The sequence below is a fragment of the Pseudomonas sp. BMW13 genome (genome assembly GCF_013357275.1).
In the GTDB taxonomy this organism is placed as follows: Bacteria; Pseudomonadota; Gammaproteobacteria; order Pseudomonadales; family Pseudomonadaceae; genus Aquipseudomonas; species Aquipseudomonas khazarica.
Window position 1 is genome coordinate 69430 of record NZ_SUKD01000016.1, and the last position, 23137, is coordinate 92566.

General features: G+C 65.6%; 19 protein-coding genes. 4 read left to right on the top strand and 15 right to left on the bottom strand.

The features are described 5' to 3' along the window. Positions 1–15: 15 nt before the first annotated feature. The 10 genes from folC to leuC all read right to left on the bottom strand — a co-directional run bounded on the left by folC (position 16) and on the right by leuC (position 12431). A complete protein-coding gene (folC, locus tag E4487_RS13755; RefSeq protein WP_150609281.1) occupies positions 16–1293 on the bottom strand; it encodes a bifunctional tetrahydrofolate synthase/dihydrofolate synthase in 1278 nt (425 codons plus the stop codon). Next, positions 1290–2174 carry an acetyl-CoA carboxylase, carboxyltransferase subunit beta gene (gene accD, locus E4487_RS13760; protein ID WP_037054398.1) on the bottom strand — a complete coding sequence of 295 codons (885 nt, stop codon included), beginning with the start codon at positions 2172–2174 and terminating at the stop codon, positions 1290–1292. The genes folC and accD overlap by 4 nt, the downstream gene beginning before the upstream one ends. Before the next feature lie 120 nt (positions 2175–2294). Continuing rightward, positions 2295–2945 (bottom strand): phosphoribosylanthranilate isomerase, encoded by a 651-nt coding sequence (locus tag E4487_RS13765; protein WP_175253626.1) that lies wholly within the window; start codon positions 2943–2945, stop codon positions 2295–2297. A gap of 46 nt (positions 2946–2991) precedes the next feature. Continuing rightward, entirely contained in the window at positions 2992–3855 is an 864-nt protein-coding gene (truA, locus tag E4487_RS13770; RefSeq protein WP_037054456.1) for a tRNA pseudouridine(38-40) synthase TruA, read from the bottom strand. Between the two features lie 8 nt (positions 3856–3863). Then, positions 3864–6695, bottom strand: coding sequence for a FimV family protein (locus tag E4487_RS13775; protein ID WP_175253627.1), 2832 nt, complete (start codon positions 6693–6695; stop codon positions 3864–3866). Between the two features lie 154 nt (positions 6696–6849). Further along, positions 6850–7860 (bottom strand): aspartate-semialdehyde dehydrogenase, encoded by a 1011-nt coding sequence (locus E4487_RS13780; RefSeq protein WP_175253628.1) that lies wholly within the window; start codon positions 7858–7860, stop codon positions 6850–6852. Between the two features lie 135 nt (positions 7861–7995). Next, positions 7996–9108 (bottom strand): aspartate-semialdehyde dehydrogenase, encoded by a 1113-nt coding sequence (gene asd, locus E4487_RS13785; RefSeq protein ID WP_150609276.1) that lies wholly within the window; start codon positions 9106–9108, stop codon positions 7996–7998. Positions 9109–9164: 56 nt separating this feature from the next. Continuing rightward, the gene (gene leuB / locus E4487_RS13790) at positions 9165–10244 is read right to left on the bottom strand and encodes a 3-isopropylmalate dehydrogenase (protein WP_175253629.1); all 1080 of its coding nucleotides are present in this window, start codon (positions 10242–10244) and stop codon (positions 9165–9167) included. 100 nt (positions 10245–10344) lie between these two features. After that, entirely contained in the window at positions 10345–10992 is a 648-nt protein-coding gene (gene leuD / locus E4487_RS13795) for a 3-isopropylmalate dehydratase small subunit (RefSeq protein ID WP_037054414.1), read from the bottom strand. A gap of 11 nt (positions 10993–11003) precedes the next feature. Then, positions 11004–12431 carry a 3-isopropylmalate dehydratase large subunit gene (gene leuC, locus E4487_RS13800; protein ID WP_175253630.1) on the bottom strand — a complete coding sequence of 476 codons (1428 nt, stop codon included), beginning with the start codon at positions 12429–12431 and terminating at the stop codon, positions 11004–11006. Positions 12432–12652: 221 nt separating this feature from the next. Here leuC and E4487_RS13805 point away from each other — a divergent pair, with 221 nt between their 5' ends. Both E4487_RS13805 and E4487_RS13810 read left to right on the top strand, forming a co-directional pair. After that, on the top strand, positions 12653–13534 hold the full coding sequence (locus E4487_RS13805; protein ID WP_037054419.1) for a LysR family transcriptional regulator: 882 nt from the start codon (positions 12653–12655) through the stop codon (positions 13532–13534). Between the two features lie 102 nt (positions 13535–13636). Continuing rightward, entirely contained in the window at positions 13637–16924 is a 3288-nt protein-coding gene (locus tag E4487_RS13810) for a bifunctional diguanylate cyclase/phosphodiesterase (RefSeq protein ID WP_175253631.1), read from the top strand. A gap of 57 nt (positions 16925–16981) precedes the next feature. On the opposite strand, the gene E4487_RS13815 is transcribed toward E4487_RS13810, so the two are convergent. Both E4487_RS13815 and E4487_RS13820 read right to left on the bottom strand, forming a co-directional pair. Beyond that, positions 16982–17431, bottom strand: a complete 450-nt coding sequence (locus tag E4487_RS13815; RefSeq protein WP_047584376.1) for an Hsp20 family protein — start codon at positions 17429–17431, stop codon at positions 16982–16984. 106 nt (positions 17432–17537) lie between these two features. Next, the gene (locus tag E4487_RS13820) at positions 17538–18503 is read right to left on the bottom strand and encodes a tRNA-dihydrouridine synthase (RefSeq protein WP_037054424.1); all 966 of its coding nucleotides are present in this window, start codon (positions 18501–18503) and stop codon (positions 17538–17540) included. Positions 18504–18603: 100 nt separating this feature from the next. Here E4487_RS13820 and E4487_RS13825 point away from each other — a divergent pair, with 100 nt between their 5' ends. Continuing rightward, entirely contained in the window at positions 18604–18999 is a 396-nt protein-coding gene (locus tag E4487_RS13825; RefSeq protein WP_150609268.1) for a hypothetical protein, read from the top strand. A gap of 7 nt (positions 19000–19006) precedes the next feature. Here E4487_RS13825 and E4487_RS13830 read toward each other — a convergent pair whose 3' ends face one another. Next, positions 19007–19456, bottom strand: coding sequence for a thioesterase family protein (locus E4487_RS13830; protein ID WP_037054427.1), 450 nt, complete (start codon positions 19454–19456; stop codon positions 19007–19009). 202 nt (positions 19457–19658) lie between these two features. Here E4487_RS13830 and E4487_RS13835 point away from each other — a divergent pair, with 202 nt between their 5' ends. Beyond that, positions 19659–21521, top strand: a complete 1863-nt coding sequence (locus tag E4487_RS13835; protein WP_257229427.1) for a diguanylate cyclase — start codon at positions 19659–19661, stop codon at positions 21519–21521. Here the strand turns inward: E4487_RS13835 and E4487_RS13840 are convergent. Together E4487_RS13840 and E4487_RS13845 are read right to left on the bottom strand one after the other, a co-directional pair. Beyond that, positions 21491–22330 (bottom strand): alpha/beta fold hydrolase, encoded by an 840-nt coding sequence (locus E4487_RS13840; protein ID WP_037054430.1) that lies wholly within the window; start codon positions 22328–22330, stop codon positions 21491–21493. The two genes, E4487_RS13835 and E4487_RS13840, sit on opposite strands and share 31 nt — an antisense overlap. Positions 22331–22353: 23 nt before the next feature. After that, the gene (locus E4487_RS13845) at positions 22354–22893 is read right to left on the bottom strand and encodes a TetR/AcrR family transcriptional regulator (protein ID WP_047589491.1); all 540 of its coding nucleotides are present in this window, start codon (positions 22891–22893) and stop codon (positions 22354–22356) included. Between the last annotated feature and the right edge of the window lie 244 nt (positions 22894–23137).

Genomic DNA, 23137 nt, shown 5'->3' on the forward strand with positions numbered 1-23137 from the left:
CCCCCAATCCCCTTATCAAGCCGGGCGGGCCAGCCAGTCCAGGGCCTCGGCCACGCAGAAAAACGATCCGAACAACAGAATCTCGTCACCCTCGGCCGCCCGCTCGCACTGCGCGTCCAGTGCGGCATGCACATCCGGGTGCAGCGTCACCACAGCCCCCAGCCCTTGCAGGTGGTCCGCGAGGGCCTGCGCCGGGCGCGAACGTGGCGTGGCGAGTGGCGCCACGGCCCACTCGTCGACCTCACCGAGCAGCGGCGCGACGACCCCCGGCAGATCCTTGTCCGCCAGCAGACCGAACACGGCCCGACGCTTGCCGCTCACCGGGCGACTCTGCAGACGCTGCGCCAGATAATCGGCGGCATGGGGATTATGCCCAACATCGAGCAACAGTGTGAGTGCCTTGCCACGCCAATCCACCTGGCGACGATCCAGACGCCCGGTCACCCGGGTCGCCAGCAAGGCCCGACGGATCGCCTCGGCGGACCAGGGCAGCGGCAGCAGCGCGTAGGCCTGCAAGGCCAGCGCGGCATTCTCCATCGGCAGATCGAGCAGCGGCAGCTGTTCAAGCCGCAGTACCCTGCCCTGCGTATCGAGACCGTACCAGGACCAGTCCTGCTCATCGACGCTCAGGTCATAGTCACGCCCACGCAGGTAAAGCGGCGTGTCCAGGTTCAGCGCCTGGTTGAGCAAGGGCTGTGGCGGATCGAGGTCTGCGCACAGCGCCGGCTTGCCGGCGCGCATGATCCCGGCCTTCTCGAACGCCACCGACTCGCGCGTGTCGCCCAGCCAGTCGGCATGGTCCAGGCCGATGCTGGTGATCAGCGCCAGGTCGGCATCGACGAGATTGACCGCATCCAGACGCCCGCCGAGCCCGACCTCGAGCACGACCGCGTCCAGCCCGGCGCGCTCGAACAGCCAGAAGGCCGCCAGCGTGCCCATTTCGAAGTAGGTCAGGGAGATCTCACCGCGCGCCGCCTCGACCGCCGTAAAGGCCTGGCAGAGCTCCGCGTCGCTCGCCTCGCGCCCCTGCAGGACGACACGCTCGTTGTAGCGCAGCAGGTGCGGCGAACTGTAGACGCCGACGCGCTGCCCCTGCTCGGCGAGCAGGCTGGCGAGAAAGGCACAGGTAGAGCCCTTGCCGTTGGTGCCGGTCACGGTGATCACCAGCGGCGCGGGCTTGCCCAGGCCGAGCCGCCGCGCCACCTCGCGCGAGCGATCCAGGCCCATGTCGATGGCCGAGGGATGCAGTTGCTCGAGGTAGGCGAGCCACTCGCCCAGGCTACGTTCGATCATGCAGTGGCCGGCAGCGCAACCGGAGAAGGACGATTCATCAGCTGCGCCAGCAGGCGAGCCAGACGCGGACGCAGTTCGTTGCGCGAAATGATCATGTCGATGGCGCCATGCTCCAGCAGGAACTCACTGCGCTGGAAGCCTTCAGGCAGTTTCTCGCGCACGGTCTGCTCGATCACGCGCGGCCCGGCGAAGCCGATCAATGCCTTGGGCTCGGCCACGATCACGTCGCCGAGCATGGCCAGGCTGGCGGAGACGCCGCCGTAGACCGGATCGGTCAGTACCGAGATGAACGGCAGGCCTTCTTCACGCAGGCGCGCCAGCGCAGCGGAGGTCTTGGCCATCTGCATCAGCGAGATCAGCGCCTCCTGCATGCGCGCACCACCGGAAGCGGAGAAGCACACCAGCGGGCAACGGTTCTCCAGGGCGTAGTTGGCCGCCTGCACGAAGCGCTCGCCAACGATGGCGCCCATGGAGCCGCCCATGAAGGAAAATTCGAACGCGCAGACGGCGATCGGCATGCCTTCGAGCGTACCGCTCATGGAAATCAGCGCATCCTTCTCACCGGTCTGCTTCTGTGCGGCGGACAGGCGATCCTTGTACTTCTTGCTGTCGCGGAATTTCAGGCGATCGACGGGTTCCAGATCGGCGCCCAGCTCTTCGCGACCATCGGCATCGAGGAACAGGTCGATACGCGCACGCGCGCCGATGCGCATGTGGTGGTTGCACTTGGGGCAGACGTCCAGGGTCTTTTCCAGCTCGGGACGATAGAGCACGGCATCGCAGGACGGACACTTGTGCCACAGGCCCTCGGGCACAGAGCTCTTCTTCACCTCGGAACGCATGATCGAGGGGATGAGTTTGTCTACCAACCAGTTGCTCATGCTGTCATTTCTCCATAACCGTTGGTTCGGATGGACGCCTCATCATGAAGCACCCACCTCCAGCAATTCTTTTCTGCCGCATCGATGGCGCGCACAAACGGGCCACGGCGGCGTGACAGGCTAATTGACGGCCCCGCCGCAGTCGCCGTCACATTGCGCGTCAACGACTGCCCGCACGAACGCGTGAATCTTGCTTGCATCCTTTATGCCTTTGCTCGCCTCGACCCCGCCACTGACGTCGACGGCATAAGGCCTGACCTGACGAATCGCGCTGGCGACGTTGCTCGCGTCGAGGCCGCCGGCCAGAATGATGGGTCGGCTCACGCCCTGCGGCACCAGAGACCAGTCGAACGCCGCACCGGTCCCCCCAGGCACGCCCTCGACGAAGGTATCGAGCAGGATGCCCCGCGCACCGGCATAGGGCGCCATCATCGCAGCGACATCCTCCCCCGCACGCACCCGCAGCGCCTTGATGTAAGGGCGAGCGAATCCTTCGCAGTCGGCCGGCGACTCGTCGCCATGAAACTGCAGCAGATCCAGGGGCACTTGCGCCAGCAGGGCCTGCAACTGCTCACGCGGCATGTTCACGAACAATCCGACGCTGGTCACGAACGGCGGCAAGGCCTGCACGATCGCCACCGCCTGCTCGACACTGACCGCGCGCGGGCTCCTGGCGTAGAACACCAGGCCGATGGCATCCGCACCGGCCTCGACGGCTGCCAGCGCATCCTCAACCCGGGTAATGCCGCAAATCTTGCTGCGCACGCGCATCGACTTCACACCTCTTGATCAGCGAACGCCGGATGTTAGCAAAGGCCTAGTCCGCCCGCACATCCGCCAGCCCGGAGAGAAAGTGCGGCCCCAGATAGCGCGACGGCAATTCGAACTCTTCGGGATACTCCACCTGGATCAGATAGAGTCCGTAAGGATGTGCCGTCACCCCACCACTGCGCCGCTCCGCTCGCTCCAGCACCTCGCTCACCCAGCCTGTCGGACGCTCTCCGGCACCAATGGTCATCAGCACTCCGGCGATATTGCGCACCATGTGATGGAGGAAGGCATTGGCCCGAACGTCCAGCACGATGAAGCGGCCATGCTCGATGACTTCCAGATGATGCACGGTCTTGATCGGCGACTTGGCCTGGCACCGGGTAGCACGGAACGCGCTGAAATCATGGGTACCGACCAACGCACGGGCCGCTTCGCGCATGCGCGCCACATCCAGCGGACGGTGATTCCAGGTCACCTCCTCGGCCATGTGCGCCGGGCGGATCGGGTCATTGTAGATGACATAGCGATAACGCCGCGCCATGGCGCTGAAGCGCGCATGGAAATGCGCCGGCATCACCTTCGCCCAGGTCACGCTGATGTCCTTGGGCAGGTTCATGTTGGCGCCCATGATCCACGCGTGCAGCGACCGCTCGACAGTGGTGTCGAAATGCACCACCTGGCCACTGGCATGCACCGATGCGTCGGTGCGCCCGGCACAGTGAATGTTCACCGGCGCACCGCCGGCAACCTTGGACAGGGCACTTTCCAGGCACCCCTGAATGGAGGCGACCTGGCCGCTCTGACGCTGGAAACCGCGGTAACGTGCGCCCTTGTATTCGAGGCCCAGGGCGATTCTGGAAAAGCCAGCGGCCGCCATTTCGGCGGCCGCTACAGGTACTGCTTCAGACATGGATTCGATCAAACCAGCTTGGCAATCATCTCGCGAGCTTCCTGCTGCTGGGCGTCGCTGCCTTCGGCAACCACTTCGTCGAGGATGTCACGCGCACCCTCGGTGTCGCCCATGTCGATGTAGGCGCGCGCCAGGTCCAGCTTGGTCGCGGTCTCATCGGTGCCGGAAAGGAAGTCGAAGTCATCGTCACCCTCCAGCTCGCTGGCGATACCGTCGGCTGGCGCCAGCGGCGCGTCCTGCGGCTCGTCGAGGTCGGTGGAGAGCTGGTCCAGCTCGGCCGTGACTTCATCGAGCTGCGCCGCGAAGCTGTCGGCTTCCACCGCAGGCTGTGCCGGAGTCTCGTCGTCGAGCGACAGATCGAAATCCGCCGGCAGGTCGAGATCGGCAGCAGGCGCTTCGTCCGGCAGATCGAGGCCGAGGTCGGCCAGATCATCGGCCGGCTGAGCAGCCGGGGCGTCGTCGTCCAGGCTCAGCAGGAACTCGTCGGCATCGTCCGCAGCCGCCGTCGACGGCTCATCCAGATCCAGGCTGAAGTCGGACAGGTCATCGGCAGACTGCGACAGCTCGACCTTGTCGTCATCCAGGGACAGGTCGAAGCTCAGGTCATCGTCGCTGGCAGCTGCCGGAGCAGCCGGCTCGTCGACCAGACCGAAATCCAGGTCGTCATCCAGCGACAGCGGCGCTTCTTCCGCCTTGGCAGACTGCATGTCGCCACCCAGGTCGGACTCGAGATCATCGAGGCTCAGGTCGAAGGCATCGTCGAGGTCGTCAGCGGCTGCAGCAGCCGACTCGTTGCGCGGCTCGTCCAGACCGAGATCATCGAGGCTGAACTCGCCGATGTCGTCCGAGGACGCCACGGCAGCCGCCGCGCCAGCGCCGGCAAAGGCAGCGATGGCAGGATACTTGGCCTTGAGCTGCTCGGCTTCGGCGTTGACGCCACCGAACTCGCGCAGTTCGTTGTCCTGGCGGGCGAAACCTTCGCGATCGCCCAGCTCGGCATAGACTTCCATCAGTTTCAGACGCAGGTCGCTGCGGTGCGGCTCGTCATTGATCGCGTTCTGCAGCAGCTCGGCAGCCTGGTTGAAACGACCATAGGCGATGTAGATGTCCGCCTCACCCAGGGCATCGCCGGTCTGCGCAGAAACGCGCTCCTCGGCGCCAGCCGGTGCAGCGGCGGCGGCTGGCTCGTCCTCGAGGCCGGCGAAGGTGTCTTCGGGCATGTCGAGTTCAGGAGCGAAGCCCTGATCTTCGGCCAGTTCGTCACCCAGCTCGTCATGCTGCTCCGCTTCTTTCATCGCATTGCGGCGCGACAGAGCCATCAGGCCGACCAGCAACAGCAGCAGTGCACCACCGCCCGCCAGACCCAGGGTCATCGGGTTGCTCATCAGGTCATCGATGAAGCTCTGCGGAGCAGGTGCGGGAGCCGGAGCCGGAGCCGGAGCCGGCGCGGCAGGCTTGCTCTCCTCGACCGGCTGAACCGGAGCGGCTGGTTCAACGGCAGCAGCCGGCTCACTGGCCGGCTGTTCGGTGGCGGCGGCGCCGTCTTCGACGGGCGCCTCCGGCTCTTCGGAATAGTTGTAGTCAGTCGCCGCCTCTTCAGGCGGCGAGACCGGAGGCGTCGCCGCCTCCGAGGCCGGCGGCACCGCTTCGGGTTCCGCAGCGGGCGCCTCCACTTCCGGAGTCACCTCGGGTGTTTCAGGGGTTGGCGCTGCGACCGGAGTAGCGGCCATGTCGGCCTGCATCTTGGCCAGCTGGTTGTCCTTGAGTTCGATCAGGCGCTGCAGCTTGTCCAGCTGACTCTGCAGGTCGCCAACCCGGCTCTGCAGCTCGGCATTCTCACGACGCGTCGAGTCGAGGCTTTCCTGCGTCACCGCCAGCTTGTCGGCCAGGGCCTTGCTGTCGGCCGAACCGGTGTCACTGCCGCGCGTGGACTTGCCCGCATCGGCGGCGACCAGTTTCAGGCTGTCCCCGGTCTTCGCCGTGGACGGTGCGGCACCAGCCTCGGCACGGCGGGTGGCATCCAGCTGCCGCGACGCGACAGCACGACCTTCACGCCAGGCAGCGTTCTGCTCGGCAACCTGGGCGACCGCTTCGGCGTTGCTGCGACGGCGAATCTGCTGCTCATCCGGCAGACGCAGCACCTGACCACTCTTCATGCGGTTGATGTTGCCGCCGATGAAGGCGTCGGGATTCAGGTCCTGAATGGCCAGCATGGTCTGATTGACCGAGCCACCGTCGACGCGCTGGGCGATTTCCCAGAGGGTGTCGTTGGCCGTGGTCTTGTATTCGTTGCCGCTGATGGCGCGCGAAGCGGGCGCCGGGGCAGTCGGACGCGGCGCGGCGGCCGGCTTGCTGCTGGCAGTGGGCGTTGCTGCCGGGCGCGGCGCCGGGGCTGCTGCCGGCAACTTGGGCGCGGCCGCTACGGTTGTCTGCGGGGAGTACAGCGGCGGGTCCAGCAGCAGCGTGTATTCACGCAGCAATCGACCGTTCGGCCAGAGCACTTCCACCAGGAAGTTGAGATAGGGCTCGCGCACCACCTTGCTGGAGGTGACACGAATCACGCTCTTGCCGTTCGGCTTCAGCACAGGGGTGAATTTCAGATCGGTCAGGAAGTACTGACGATCGACACCCGCCTTCACGAAGTCTTCGGGAGAAGCGAGGCTGGGAATGACTTCGTTGGAGGCCAGATCACGGACCTCCAGCAATTCGATTTCCGCTACCAACGGCTGATTCAACGAGGATTGCAGGGTAACTTCACCCAACCCCAGCGCATGCGCCATACCGGAAGACAGCACAGAAGCCGCTGCGATTGCCAGCACTAGTTTGCGAACCCGAACCATAGCGTTATCCCTTGTTTTATCTTTTTCTCGGCTTGCGAGAAGGTCTTGGTAATTGCTGCCTGCCTCCGCTCCTAGAGCGGCTCCCCATTCAGCAATCAACTCAGCCAGTATTGCCAAGCTAGAAAGATTCTTCAAATTTCTAGGTAAGTATCTTTTACAGATAGTGTTTTATCAATAACTCGGCTATTTGCACAGCATTCAGGGCGGCGCCTTTTCTCACATTATCAGACGCAATCCACAAATTGAGTTGCCGTGGATCGCTCACACCACGACGAACGCGCCCGACATAGACCAGATCCTGGCCGACCGCGTCACCCACCGCCGTCGGATAATCGCCCGCCTCGACCAGCTCGATTCCCTCGGCCGTTTCCAGCAGACGCTGCACCGCCGCGATATCGATATCCACGTCACTCTGCATGGCCAGTGCCAGGCTGTCACCGAAGAATACCGGCACCAGGGCGCAGGTCGCCCCCACCGCCAGCCCTGGCAAACCCGACAGTTGCTGCAGCTCGGCGGCCAGACGCTTCTCCAGTTCGGCATGCCCCTGCTCGTCCACCGCACCGACCTGCGCCAGCACATTGAAGGCGACCTGGCGATCCACCGCCTGGGTTTCCAGCGGGCGGGCATTGAGTAGCTCGGCCGTCTGCCGCGCCAGCTCCTGCACGCCACTGCGACCCAGCGTGGAAATCGACAGCATGGCATTCAGCTGCACCTGACGCGGCTGCAACAGCGGTTTCAGCGCCGCCAGCACCACCGCGCAGGCAGTCGCCGAAGGCGTCGGCACGCTCACCTGCCACGGCGCAGTCAGGCCTGCCGTTGCGCCCTCGCCCAGTTCAGGCAGGACGCACGGCGCCAGATCCAGCGGCAAGGCGGCACTGAGGTCGATCAGCGAACAGCCGGCAGCACGCACGACCTCGTGAAAAGCCCGCGTCACCTCCACGCCCGCGGCAAAGAATGCCAGCTGGACCTGCGTGAAATCGAACGCCTCGAGCGACCTGACCCGCAGCTGGCGCCCGCGGAAGGAGAGGCTCTGCCCGGCGGACTCGCTACTGGCCAGGAGATGCAGGTCCTTGACCGGGAAGTCGCGCTCCTCGAGCAGTTCGACCAGCGCCTCACCGACATGACCGGTGGCGCCGACCAGGGCGATATTGATGGTTTTGCTCATGCTTCGATCTGCCGCACAAAAGGAGCGGCACTGTAACCGCGCCCTTCTTGCCACCGCAACTGCAAGCCCGGAAACGACGAAGCCCCGCTACCGAGGTAGCGGGGCTTCGTCTGCATCACGCGCCTGCGGTGCGCCTCAGCGCTCCAGCAGGATTCGCAGCATGCGCCGCAGCGGCTCGGCCGCGCCCCACAGCAGCTGGTCACCCACGGTGAAGGCGCCCAGGTACTGCGAGCCCATGTTGAGCTTGCGCAGGCGGCCGACCGGTACGCTCAGGGTGCCGGTCACGGCAGTCGGGCCGAGGTCGCGGATGGAATCTTCGCGATGGTTCGGCACCAGCTTGACCCAGGGGTTGTGCTGGCTGATCAGGCCTTCGATGTCGGCCATCGGCACATCCTTGTTCAGCTTGATGGTCAGCGCCTGGCTGTGGCAACGCATGGCGCCGATGCGCACGCAGATGCCGTCGACCGGGATCGGGCTCTTGAAGCGGCCGAGGATCTTGTTGGTCTCGGCCTGCGCCTTCCACTCTTCACGGCTCTGGCCGTTAGGCAGTTCCTTGTCGATGTAGGGGATCAGGCTGCCGGCCAGCGGCATGCCGAAGTTGTCGACCGGGAAGTCTTCGCCACGCATGGCCTCGGCGACCTTGCGGTCGATGTCGAGGATGGCGCTGGCCGGGTCGGCCAGGTCGTCCGCGACAGCGCCGTTGATCGCACCCATCTGCTTGATCAGCTCACGCATGTTCTGCGCACCCGCACCGGAGGCGGCCTGATAGGTCATGGCGCTCATCCACTCGACCAGGCCGGCTTCATACAGGCCACCGAGCGCCATCAGCATCAGGCTGACGGTGCAGTTGCCGCCGATGTAGTTCTTGCTGCCGGCATCCAGCGCCTGGTCGATCACCTTGCGGTTGACCGGGTCGAGCACGATCACCGCGCTGTCGTCCATGCGCAGGCTGGAGGCGGCATCGATCCAGTAACCCTGCCAGCCGGCTTCACGCAGCTTGGGGAAGACTTCGTTGGTGTAGTCACCGCCCTGGCAGGTCAGGATCACGTCCAGGCCTTTCAGGTCGTCAATGTTGTAGGCGTCCTTCAGCGGCGCAATGTCCTTGCCAATCGCCGGCCCTTGGCCGCCAACGTTGGAAGTGGTGAAGAACACCGGCTCGATCAGGTCGAAATCCCGCTCCTCCAGCATGCGCTGCATGAGCACGGAACCGACCATGCCACGCCAACCGATCAGACCTACACGTTTCATAACGACTACACCTATATAAACAGCCCGCCGGAACCACCCCGGCGGGGCTGGAAAGATTACAGACTACGCAGCGCTTCGACTACTGCATCACCCATCGCGGAGGTACCGACCTTGGTCTTGCCCTCGGACCAGATGTCACCGGTGCGCAGGCCCTGATCCAGCACCAGGCTCACGGCTTTCTCGATGGCATCGGCGACAGCGACCTGGCCGAAGCTGTAACGCAGCATCATGGACACCGAGAGAATGGTGGCCAGCGGGTTGGCGATGCCCTGGCCGGCGATGTCCGGCGCGGAGCCGTGGCACGGCTCGTACATGCCCTTGTTGTCGGCATCCAGCGAGGCCGACGGCAGCATGCCGATGGAACCGGTGAGCATCGACGCCTCGTCAGACAAAATGTCACCAAACATGTTGTCGGTGACCATCACGTCGAATTGCTTGGGCGCACGCACCAGTTGCATGGCAGCGTTGTCGACGTACATGTGGCTCAGTTCGACGTCCGGGTAGTCCTTGGCCACTTCCTCGACCACGGCGCGCCACAGCTGGCTGGACGCCAGCACGTTGGCCTTGTCCACCGAGCACAGCTTCTTGCCACGGACACGGGCCATGTCGAAGCCGACCTTGGCGATACGGCGGATCTCGCTCTCGCTGTACGGCAGGGTGTCGTAGGCCATGCGCTCGCCGTTCTCCAGCACCTTGCTCTCGCGCGGCTGGCCGAAGTAGATGCCGCCGGTCAGCTCACGCACGATGAGAATGTCCAGGCCGGCGACGATTTCCGGCTTGAGGCTGGAGGCCTCGGCCAGTTGCGGGTACAGCAGCGCCGGGCGCAGGTTGCCGAACAGGCCCAGCTGCGAACGGATCTTCAGCAGGCCACGCTCCGGACGGATGGCCGGGTCGATGCTGTCCCACTTCGGGCCGCCGACGGCGCCGAGCAGAATCGCATCGGCCGCGCGCGCGCGCGCCAGGGTCTCGTCGGCCAGCGGCACGCCGTAACGGTCGATGGCCGCACCACCGAGGTCATCGAAGCTCAGCTCGAAGCCCAGGCTGTACTTGTCGTTGGCCAGGTTCAGCACCTTGACCGCCCCGGCCATGATCTCCGGACCGATGCCGTCGCCAGGGAGAACCAGAATCTGTTTCATAAAAAGACTTCCTTCGGAAATAGCTACAAGCTTCAAGCTGCAAGCCACAAGCGCAAGCCGCCTTCATGTGCAGCCTGAAGCTTGCGCCCTGCAGCTCCTGTTATTTGATCGCGCCGAACAGCCAGGGACTGCCCTGCTGGTAGCTGGCCTCGAAGGCCTTGATCGCGTCCTGATCCTGCAGGGTCAGGCCGATGTCGTCCAGGCCGTTGAGCAGGCAATGCTTGCGGAAGGCATCGACCTCGAAGCTGTACTGCACGCCATCGGGACGGGTCACGGTCTGCGCCTCGAGGTCGACCGTCAACTGGTAACCCTCGGTGGCCTCGGCCTGCTCGAACAGTGCATCGACCTCTGCATCCTTGAGGATGATCGGCAGCAGGCCGTTCTTGAAGCTGTTGTTGAAGAAGATGTCGGCGAAGCTCGGTGCGATCACCGTACGGAAACCGTACTCGTCCAGCGCCCAGGGCGCGTGTTCACGCGAAGAGCCGCAACCGAAGTTCTCGCGCGCCAGCAGCACGCTGGCCCCCTGGTAACGCGGGAAGTTGAGCACGAACTCCTGGTTGACCGGGCGCTTGGAGTTGTCCTGGTTCGGCTGACCGACATCCAGGTAGCGCCACTCGTCGAACAGGTTCGGACCGAAACCGGTGCGTTTGATCGACTTCAGGAACTGCTTGGGAATGATCTGATCGGTGTCGACGTTGGCCCGATCGAGCGGGCAGACCAGGCCGGTGTGTTGGGTAAAGGCTTTCATCTTCTAGCTCCTCAGGCCTGGATCAGTTCACGAACGTCGATGAAGCGACCGGTCACCGCCGCAGCGGCAGCCATGGCCGGGCTCACCAGGTGGGTACGACCACCCGCGCCCTGGCGGCCTTCGAAGTTGCGGTTGGAGGTGGACGCGCAATGCTCGCCGCTGCCCAGCTTGTCCGGGTTCATCGCCAGGCACATGGAGCAGCCCGGCTCGCGCCATTCGAAACCGGCCTCGATGAAGATCTTGTCCAGCCCCTCGGCCTCGGCCTGCGCCTTGACCAGGCCGGAGCCCGGCACCACCAGCGCCTGCTTGACGGTCGCCGCGACCTTGCGCCCCTTGGCCACCTCGGCGGCGGCACGCAGGTCTTCGATGCGCGAGTTGGTGCAGGAGCCGATGAACACGCGGTCGAGCTGGATCGCGGTGATCGGCTGGTTGGCAGCCAGGCCCATGTACTTCAGCGCACGGGTGATCGAGTCCTTCTTCACCGGGTCGGCCTCGACAGCCGGGTCCGGCACGTTCTGGTCGACGGCCAGGACCATTTCCGGCGAGGTGCCCCAGCTGACCTGCGGCTTGATCTCGGAGGCGGCAAGCTCGACCACGGTGTCGAACACCGCATCGGCGTCGGAGACCAGGTTCTGCCACTGCGCCACGGCCCTGTCCCAGTCGCTGCCCTTGGGCGCGAACGGACGATCCTTGACGTAGGCGATGGTCTTCTCGTCCACCGCCACCAGGCCGACACGGGCACCGGCCTCGATGGACATGTTGCAGATGGTCATGCGGCCTTCCAGCGACAGGTCGCGGATGGCGCTGCCGGCGAATTCCAGGGCATGGCCATTGCCACCGGCGGTGCCGATCTTGCCGATCACGGCCAGCACGATGTCCTTGGCAGTGACGCCGAACGGCAGCTTGCCCTCGACGCGCACCTGCATGTTCTTCATCTTCTTGGCCACCAGGCACTGGGTGGCGAGCACGTGCTCGACCTCGGAGGTGCCGATACCGTGCGCCAGCGCACCGAAGGCGCCATGGGTGGAGGTGTGCGAGTCGCCGCAGACCACGGTCATGCCCGGCAGGGTGGCGCCCTGCTCCGGACCGACCACGTGGACGATGCCCTGGCGCACGTCGTTCATCTTGAACTCGAGGATGCCGAAGTCATCGCAGTTCTCGTCCAGGGTCTGTACCTGGATGCGCGACACTTCGTCGGCGATGGCGTCGAGGCCGCCCTGGCGCTCGGCCCGGGTGGTCGGCACGTTGTGATCCGGGGTGGCGATGTTGGCGTCGATACGCCACGGCTTGCGCCCGGCCAGACGCAGCCCCTCGAAAGCCTGCGGCGACGTCACTTCGTGAAGGATGTGACGATCGATGTAGATCAGCGAGGAACCGTCATCGCGACGTTTCACTTCGTGCATTTCCCAGAGCTTGTCGTAGAGCGTCTTGCCGGCCATCAGCGTTACCTCATCAGCGTGTTTCTATGCCAGGGCGAAAAGGCCCTTTGGCTTATGGGGTGAAATGCTATGATCGCGGCACGAATAACTCAAATTCATATTTTTCATCCAGGAGATTCCCCAAAGGAATCCGTCCACACCGCAAGCTGCAAGCGACAAGCCGCAAGCAATACCGTGCGACTCGACCTGCCGCTTGCAGCCTGCCGCTAGGAGCTGCCGTTATGGATCTGGCCAACCTCAACGCCTTCATCGCCATCGCCGAAACCGGCAGCTTTTCCGAAGCCGGCGAGCGCCTGCACCTGACCCAGCCTGCGGTCAGCAAGCGCATCGCCGGGCTGGAGCAACAGCTGGGCGTGCGCCTGTTCGATCGCCTGGGTCGCGAGATCGGCCTGACCCAGGCCGGTCGCGCCCTGCTGCCACGCGCGTACCAGATCCTCAATGTGCTGGACGACACCCGCCGCGCCCTGACCAACCTGTCGGGCGAAGTCAGCGGTCGCCTGACCCTGGCCACCAGTCACCACATCGGCCTGCACCGCCTCCCTGCCCTGCTGCGCGCCTTCACCCGCGCGCACCCGCAGGTCGCGCTGGACATCCAGTTCCTCGACTCGGAAGTGGCCTATGAAGAAGTGCTGCATGGCCGCGCCGAGCTGGCGGTGATCACCCTCGCCCCGGAAACCCGCGAACCCATCCGCGCCGTGGCCGTCTGGGACGACCCGCTCGACTTCGTCGCCGCACCCGAACACCCGCTGGCACGCAGCCAGGCCGTCAGCCTGGCGGACGTCGCGCAGCACCCTGCGGTGTTCCCCGGCGGCAACACCTTCACCCACCACATCGTCCAGCGCCTGTTCGAAGCGCAGGGGCTGACGCCCAACATCGCCATGAGCACCAACTACCTGGAAACCATCAAGATGATGGTCTCCATCGGCCTGGCCTGGAGCGTGCTGCCGCGCACCATGCTCGACGACCAGGTCGCTCGCCTGCCGCTGCCCGGCATCCAGCTCACGCGGCAGCTGGGCTACATCCTGCACACCGAGCGCACGCTGTCGAACGCGGCCAGGGCCTTCATGGCGCTGCTCGACAGTCAGCGCGACGACCTTGCATAGGCAGCCAACCTGCGACTAACGTGGCGATAGACCCCTACGCAGGAAGCCAAATGCCTTCGACGCCCGCCATGCTTCTCACGCGCACCAGAGGAGGGTTCGGCCATGGCCAGATCGACTGACCAGACACCGCCCCTGCCGCACATTCCGGCGATGGACCCCGTCGAATTCGAGCAGGCCTGGCAGGACGCGCAACGCTTGCTGGCCGCGTTGAACGGCGCCCACCTCGGCACCTGGTACTGGGACATCCGCAGCGGCCAGGTGAACTGGTCGCGTGGCGCACAGGCCCTGTTCGGCCTGGACCCCAACCGCCCGGTCACCCGCGAGCTGCGCTACATCGAGCTGATCCCCGAGGAGGAGCGCGCCGAGGTACTGGCGACCTTTCACAACATCCTCAAGGGCGAGCCGATCAGCAAGGCCCTGCGCCACCGCATACGCTGGCCCGATGGCAGCCTGCACTGGCTGGAGATCACCGGCAGCCTGCAACACGAGGCCGATGGCCGCCCGCGCATGTTCGGCGTGATCCGCGACATCAGCGCCCAGCAGGAACGCGCGGAAGCGCTGCGCGCCTCGGAAGAACGCTTCGCCAGCCTGTTCCGCCTGAGTCCCGACATCATGATGCTGGTGCGCTACGACGACAGCGAGATCGTCGAGGTCAACCAGCACTTCACCCAGGCCTTTGGCTGGGGCGCGAGCGAGGTGCTCGGCCGCCCCACCGCCGACCTGGATATCTGGGTGCATAACGCACAGCGCGACCACCTGCGCCAGCAGGCCCCTGTCAGCCAGGACCCCGTGATCCAGGAAGTGCAGCTGCGTACCCGCAGCGGCGAGATCCTCGACGGCATCCTCTCGAGCCAGTACATCGAACTGCAGGGCGAGCGCCTGATGCTCTGCACCTTCCTCGACACCAGCGAACGCAAGCGCGCGGAGAACGCCCTGCGCGCCAGCGAGGAAAAATTCGCCAAGGCCTTCATGCACACGCCGGACGCGGTCGCCATCACCGAGCGCGCGACCGGCCGCTTCATCGAGGTCAATCGCAGCTTCGAGCAGCAGTTCGGCTGGAGCAGCGCCGAGGCGGTGGGCCGTACCTCGCTGGAGCTGGGTGTCTGGGCCGACCCCGATGACCGCCTGCGGATGCTCGAAGCGCTCGAGGCCGGCAGCCTGAACAACCTGGAGGTGCGCCTGTTCAGCCGCGACGGCAGCGTCAGCATCAACCTGCTGTTCGGCGGCGTCATCGAACTGGACGGTGTCGAATGCCTGGTGCTCACCGTGCGCAACATCACCAGGCAGCGCGCCCAGGAGCAGGCGCTGCAGGAGAGCAAGCAGCGCCTGAAACTGGCGCTGGAATCCGCCGATCTGGGCACCTGGGACTGGCACATCCCCAGCAGCCGCCTGTTCGCCAGCGCCAGGGCCGCGGAGCTGCAGGGCTTGTCGGCAACACCGTTCGAAGGCGCCTTCCTGGACTTCTTCCGCCAGGTACCGATGGCCGACCGGCACAGCCTGCGGCAGAGCTACCAGCAACTGGTCGAGGAACGCCGCAACCACTACCAGGTCACCTACCGGGTGCAACTGAAAGATGGCGGCCTGCGTTTCCTCGAGAGCACGGCCAAGCTGCAACTCGACGAGCAAGGGCAGCCGCTGCGCATGGTCGGCACACTGGTGGACATCAGCGAGCGGGTCGTGCACGAGCAGCGCGTCAGGGCCTCGGAGGAGAAGTTCGCCAAGGCCTTCCACTCCAGCCCGGACGCCATCACCATCACCGAGCGCGACAGCGGCCGCTACATCGAGGTCAACGAAGGCTTCTCGCGCATCACCGGCTACCAGAACGCGGAAGTGATCGGCCGCACCTCGCACGACCTGAACATCTGGGCCTATCCCGATGAACGTGCGCGGATGATCGAGCACCTGACCCAGCATGGCCATGTCCTGCACATGGAAATGCATGGCCGCCACCGCGACGGCGAAGTGCGCCTGGTCGACGTGTCCGTGCAGACCATCGAACTCAACGGCGTGACCTGCCTGCTGCTAACCGCCCGCGACATCAGCGAGCTCAAGCAGGCCCAGGCGCAGGTCCAGCACCTGGCGTATCACGACGCGCTGACCAACCTGCCCAATCGCGCCCTGCTGATGGATCGCCTGACCCAGCAGATTTCCCTGCTCAAGCGCCACGATCTGCGCGGCGCCCTGCTGTTTCTCGACCTCGATCACTTCAAGCACATCAACGACTCGCTCGGCCACCCGGTGGGCGACGCCGTGCTGCGCCTGGTCACTGCGCGCCTGGAAGCCAGCGTGCGCCTGGAAGACACCGTGGCGCGGCTCGGCGGCGACGAGTTCGTGGTACTGCTCTCGGGCCTGGAAGGGAAACGCTCCGAGGTGACCCGCCAGGTACGCCAGGTCGCGGAAAAACTCCGGCAACTGCTGGCAGAGCCGATGCTGCTGGACGGCCATCGCCTGCAGGTGACCCCGAGCATCGGCGTCGCCCTGATTCCCGACCACGGCAACACCCCGGCGGACCTGCTCAAGCGCGCCGACATCGCCCTCTACCGCGCCAAGGACTCCGGGCGCAACGCCATCCAGCTCTTTCGCTCCACCATGCAGGAAGCCGCCAGCGCCCGCCTGCGCCTGGAGAACGATCTGCGCCTGGCCCTGGCGCGCGGGGAGTTCGAGCTGCACTTCCAGCCCCAGGTCGACGCCCGCGACGGCAAGGTGGTCGGCGCCGAGGCCCTGCTGCGCTGGCAGCACCCGCAGCTGGGCCCGCAGTCACCGGCGCAGTTCATCCAGGTTCTGGAAGAGGGCGGTCTGATCATCGAGGTCGGCAGCTGGGTGCTCGCCGAGGCCTGCCACTTCTGCTCCCAGCTGCTGGTCGGCGGACTGATCGACAGCGAGCGCTTCAGCCTGTGCGTCAACATCAGCCCGCGCCAGTTCCGCCAGCACGAGTTCGTCGAGCGGGTCGCCAAGAGCCTGAAGGACAGCCGGCTGCCGAACGCCATGCTCAAGCTGGAGGTGACCGAGGGCATCGTCATCCAGAACATCGACGATACCGTGGGCAAGATGCTGCGGCTGAAGAAGCACGGCGTCAGCTTCGCCATGGACGACTTCGGCACCGGCTACAGCTCGCTGACCTACCTCAAGCGCCTGCCGGTGGACATGCTGAAGATCGACCAGTCGTTCGTGCGCGACGCCACCAGCGACCCCAACGATGCCGAGATCATCCGCGCCATCATCGCCATGGCCCGCAGCCTGGACCTGGAACTGATCGCCGAGGGCGTCGAACAGCAGGAACAGCTGGACTTCCTCCAGGCCCTCGGTTGCCACCTCTATCAGGGCTACCTGTTCAGCAAGCCACTGCCCCAGGACGCCTTTCGTCAGCTCTTGCAGGCACAGGGTCGCTGACCCCCGAAACGCAGAAGGCGCCCAGTGGGCGCCTTCCTTTCGCAGCATGAACGGGGATCAGCTTTCCAGTGCCGGGCGCTGGCTGCCGATCGGGATGCGCTTGGCCTTGGCCTCTTCCGGCACGATGCGCTCCAGCTCGACGTTGAGCAGGCCGTTGACCAGGTTGGCGCCCTTGACCTCGATATGGTCGGCCAGGCGGAACGACAGCTTGAATGCGCGCTGGGCGATGCCCTGGTGCAGGTAGCTGACACTTTCAGCACTGCGATCACGCTTGTTGCCGACCACGGTCAGCACGCCACGCTCGACCTGCAGTTCCAGGTCGTCCTCCTCGAAACCGGCAGCGGCGACCACGATGCGGTAGTGGTCCTCGCCGTGCTTCTCGACGTTGTAGGGAGGGTAGGAGCTGCCAGCGTCGTTGCTACGCAGGGCAGATTCGAAAAGATCGTTGAAACGGTCGAAACCGACGGACTGGCGGAACAGGGGGGCCAGGGACAGTACGTTGCTCATGAGTATTCTCCTGATGATTCAGCAAGTGTCATAGCGCGGGACCCGACTTCGGCATCCCGCAGTCACTTATCTGAGGCCACCCCGAAAAATTTCAAGGCTTTCCCTGTCAAGCCCTGTTCGCATCCACCGCTGCAGCCCCGAGCAGACGGTCGATGCGCTCGCAGTCCTGCTCGCGGCGGACCTCGGCGAACAGCGCGACGGCCTCGGGGTAGGTGCGGGTCAGCATCGCCAGCCACTGCTTCAGGCGCCCCGGCGCGTAACGCGGTGCCAGCTTGCGCCGGGCCTGCTGCCAGAAATCCAGCAGCAGCGGCTGCAGTTCGGCCCAGCCCATTTCCTGCGGTTCCTCACCAGCCCTGAGCGCCGCGATCTGCCGCGCCAGGCCCGGCCGCGAGACCAGTCCGCGGCCCAGCATGATGTCGTCCACCCCGCTGATCTCACGGCAGCGCCGCCAGTCATCCAGGGTCCACACCTCGCCGTTGGCGAACACCGGAACGCCGACCACCTCCTGCACCCGCGCCACCCACTCCCAGTGCGCCGGCGGCTTGTAGCCCTCGACCTTGGTCCGCGCATGCACCACGATCTGGCTCGCCCCGCCTTCGGCCAGCGCCCGCGCGCAATCGAGCGCACCTTCCTTGCCCTCGAACCCCAGGCGCATCTTGGCCGTGACCGGAATCTCGGCCGGCACCGTGCGCCGCACCTCACGGACGATGGCATGCAGCAGCTCCGGCTCCTTGAGCAGCACCGCCCCACCCCGCGACTTGTTCACGGTCTTGGCCGGGCAACCGAAGTTGAGATCGATCACCGGCGCGCCCAGGGTGCAGGCGAATGCCGCGTTATCGGCCAGGCACTGAGGATCGGAGCCGAGAAACTGCACGCGCATCGGCGTGCCGGCCCGGGTGCGCGCACCGCCGAACAGCTCGGGGGCCAGCTTGTGGTAGGTGGCGGCGGGCAGCAGCCGTTCGCTGACGCGAATGAACTCGGTGACGCACCAGTCGATGCCGCCGATGCGGGTCAGTACGTCGCGCAGGATCTCGTCGACCAGCCCCTCCATGGGTGCCAGGGCAATTTGCATGAAGTTGTCCGGGAAAATGGGGCGCACAGTTTAAGGGGTCGCGCGCCGTGCGCAAGATGGGCGACACTGATTGCATGGATAGCCACACGGAGCTGCCGCCATGCGTCATACCGCACTCGTTCTGCTCGGCCTGCTGTGCCTGGGGGCCCATGCCAGCGACACCCTGCCACGCGGCGTCGAACATCGCCCCCCGGCCCCTGCCGTCGGTGCGCCGGCCCGCCTGATCTTCAGTCGCGACAACAACGCTCCGAACGCCTGCAATGTGGAGCTGTACATCAATCAGCAAGTGGTGGCGAAGCTCGGCCCGGACGAGCGCACCAGCCTGGACCTGCCCAGCGGCGAACTGAGCATCGCCGTGGCCATGTCACCCGATGGCTACTGCGGCGGCCGTGGCCCCGGAGCGGCCCAGTCGATAGTGCTGGGCCCGGGTGAAACCCGGCATTTCGCCATCGTGGTGAAAGCGGAGCAGGTGTTTCTCGCCCCGCTGTTCAACTGAGGGCGAGTCACAGCTCCAGCGGATACGGCTGCAATAGCGCCTGGCCATAGCCCTCGACGAACTCCACCGGCATGCGCTTGGGGCGGCCACTGGACAGCTCGATGCAGACGAAGGTGGTCTTGGCCCGCAGCAGCGTCGTACCGTCCTCGGGACGCAGCAGTTGGAAACGCCGATCCATCTTCAGGCGCTGATCGGATTCGACGATCCAGGTCGCCATCTGCAGACGCTGCCCCTCATAGGCGCTGGCCAGGTAGTCGATCTCGTGTCGGACGACCGCCATGGCGCGGTCCAGACGCCGGTACTCCACCAGGTCCAGCCCGAGGAACTGCGAGTGGCGCCAGGCACAGCGCTCCAGCCAACTGACGTACACCGCGTTGTTGGCATGGCCGAGCCCATCGATATCGTCAGCCGTGACATCGATATCGATCAGAAAGGGGCTGGGCAGGTCCCAGGTCATGGTCTTGTCTCCAGGCTTGCCGCAGAGGCTGCGGACGGGGATTGATGCCGAGCGCCGGTTCGCACGCCTGGCGACGCCATCAGCCGCGACTCGACGCCCGCATGATACGCCGCAACGCCGATCCGTGCAGGGCCGAGCTTTCATCGCGTCATCTCAAAGCGCCATAATGCCGCGCAAGTGCCCGAGAGCCGAGAACGAGCAATTGACTGCCGCCCTGCGCCTACTGATGCTTCTGCTGCTGCCAGTCCTGTCCTGGGCGGGCAGCCTGCCGCTGCCGATCGGCCAGGCGCAGGTCCTGCCCGGCCCCTACATACAGTACTGGAAGGACCCGAGCGGCAGCGCCGACTTCACCGATGTGCGCAACCTGCCCGACTCGGCCTGGCAGGAGGTCGGCCGGCGCGACGCCAGCTTCGGTTACGGCGGCAGCGCCTACTGGCTGCGCCTGGACGTTCACAACCCCCACCCACGCTCGCTCGGCTGGGTGCTGCTGGTCGGCAACCCCCTGCTCGATCAGCTGGATGCCTACGGCCTGGACGGCAAGCGTATCTACCGTGCCGGCGACCAGCGTCCGTTCGACTGGCGCTGGGTCGAGCATCGCCAACTGCTGCTGCCGCTGCAGGTCGGCCCCGGCGAACAGCGCCGCATCTGGCTGCGCATGCAGACTGCGGGCTCGGCCAACCTCAGCGCCAGCCTGATGACCCGCGACGCCTTCGACCACCAGGAACAGCGCAGCCTGCTGCTGCAGGGCCTGTTCTTCGGCGCACTGATCGCGATGTTCATCTACAACCTGAGCATCTTCGGCATCACCCGTGATCGCAACTACCTCTGGTACAGCCTGTTCGTCGCCAGTTTCGGCTTCTACCAGTTCATCCAGCTGGGCTTCGCACTGCAGTGGCTCTGGCCCAATGCCCTGACCTGGCACCAGCTGAGTTTTCCATTCGCCTCCGCGCTGGCCACGCTGTTCGGCATCCAGTTCACCTACGGTGTGCTGGAGCTGGACAAGGCGCCAAAGACCTATCGCCGGACGACCAGCATCCTCAAGGCCTGCACCTGGCTGGTCCTGGGCATGGCCCTGTTCGGCCCCTACACCCCGGCCCTGATGGGCAGCTTCGTCATAGTGGCCGCCTGCGCGATAGCGGCCTTCGTGATCACCCTGCTGCGCTGGCGTGCCGGCTTTGCCGCGGCGCGCCTGTTCGCCCTGGGCTGGTTCGTGCTGATCAGCGCCAGCCTCGCCAGCATTCTGACCGGCACCGGCCTGCTGCCCTACTCCTTGCTCACCCTGCACATCCAGCAGATCGGCGGTCTGATCGAGATGACGGTATTCTCCGTCGCCCTCGCCGCACGCATTCGCCAGGCCCAGGAGGCCGAGCGCGCAGCCCAGGCCAGACTGATCGACCAGGAACGTCGCCTACGCAACGAGCAGGCCAAGCACCTTGAGCTGCAGACGAAGATCAGCGAAAGCCTGGATCAGCACGTGCAGGAGCGCACCGCCACCCTGCAGGACACCCTGCAGCAGCTCTCGAGGGCCAACCTGCGCCTGGCCGAACAGAATCGCCGCGACGGCCTCACCGGCCTGTTCAATCGCCAGACCCTGAACGAAGAACTGGTGCGCGCCTACGCCCGCGCCGAGCGCAGCCGGCAATCGATCGCCGTGCTGATGCTGGATCTGGATCACTTCAAGCAGGTCAATGACCGTTATGGCCATCTCGCCGGCGATGCCTGCCTGCGTCATGCAGCCGAGCGTTTCCAGCAGCGCCTGCGCAGCAGCGACCTGCTGGCCCGTTTCGGCGGCGAGGAGTTCGTCGCCCTGCTCGACAACACCGACCTGACGGGCGCCCTGGACCTGGCCGAGCAGTTGCGCGAGGACCTGGCCCAGCACCCCTGCCCCTACCAGCAGCAGGACATCCCGCTGAGCCTGAGCATCGGCCTCTACGCCGGCGTGCCCAGCGAACCGGGCTGCGCCGAACACTGGCTGGACCTGGCCGACCGCGCGCTGTATCGCGCCAAGGCAGCCGGGCGCAATCGCGTGGTCAGCTACGACGCCACGGCCTTCAGCGACGCCTGACGCACCTCGCCGAGCAGGTCGAGCACGGCCCGCACGATCGCCGGATCCCCCAGCAGCCGCTGGTGCCCACCCGCCGGCAGGCGCAGCAGCTGACTGTCGAACCAGGCCTGGTGGATCAACTCGGCCTCGCTGACCGGCACCATGGCATCGTCCTCGGCGTGCACGACCAGCCCCGGAACGTTCAGCTGATAGCGCTGCACGTCGAGGTGCGCAGCGGGAATGCCTGCATGGGTTTCCACCTGACGCACGAAATGCGCACGAGCCGCCGCAGGCAGGCCCATGAAATGGGCGAAGCCCCGCAGCACGCCGAGAATCCGGCTCGGCGCCGCGATGCTGACCAGCGCGTCGGTGCGCAGGCCCATCTGGATGGCCAGCAGCGCGCTGGCCCCGCCCATCGAATGACCGATGACCGCCTGCAACGGCGGCAGCTCGCTGGCCGCCTCGAGCAAGGCGCGGGCAAACAGCACGACATTCGCCTCACGCCCCGGTGAGCGCCCATGGGCGGGCGCATCCAGCGCCACGACACCATAGCCGGCATCGACCAGGCCACGGATCAGCAGCGCGAACTGGGTCGGCCGCCCCTCCCAGCCATGCATCAGCAACACCGTTGGCCCGCTGCCCCAGCGCAAGGCCGAGAGACCGAAACGCAGCGTGATGCGCTCGGCGCTGTTCAGCAACGGCAGCTCCCAGTCGCGCGGCGGCAGGTTGCGCGGTGTCATGAAACGTTCGCGCAGTCGGCTGGCGAGCAGTTGCGGGGCCACTCGCCCCAGAGCTGCATTGACGCCACGTACCCATGTCATCTGGTTCATCATCGTCTCCTCGAAAGCCGATCTCACAGCACCGCCGCTTTGGCGGCACGCAACAAGCGGTCGGACAGCTCACCGGCGCCCAATGCCCGGGCAAGCGCCAGACCACCCACCATCAGCGCCAGGTCAGCCAGCGCCGTATCCGCCTCCTCCGGCGTGGCGCTCATCTGCGCCACCATCTGCTCCACGTGCTCGACCAGGGCCAGACGGAAGCCGTCCGGCAGGCGTTCGATCTCCGCCAGCGTGCTGGGCAGCGGGCAGCGATCAGCGGGCTCGTCGCGATGCCGACGCGACAGGTAGAAGGCTGCCAGCAGCGCCCTGCGCTCCCTGCCGTCCAGGCGCTGATCGACGCCAGCCAGGCGCTCCCTGCGCACACCGAGCAACTGCCTGAACGCCTCCAGCATCAGCGCATCCTTGCTGCTGAAATGCGCATAGAAGCCACCCACCGTGAGCCCCGCCGCCGCCATCACCTCGGCAACGGCCGGGTCGCCAGGGCCGCGCTCGGCAAGGACTCGCCCAGCGGCCGCGAGAATGCGCTTGCGGGTTTCGTGCTTGCGTTCGGTCATGGCTGCCGCCCCTTTATATGACAGCCACAATATTACAGTCATCATCTTTTCTTGCAAGCAGCCGCGACGACCATCGGTCGTCTTCATGGCAGCGACAGGAATGAGCAGGCAAACAAAAAGGGGCCACCTCGTGAGAGGCAGCCCCTGGGTTCCGCAAATGCGGCAAGAAAATGGCGTCCCCTAGGGGACTCGAACCCCTGTTACCGCCGTGAAAGGGCGGTGTCCTAGGCCACTAGACGAAGGG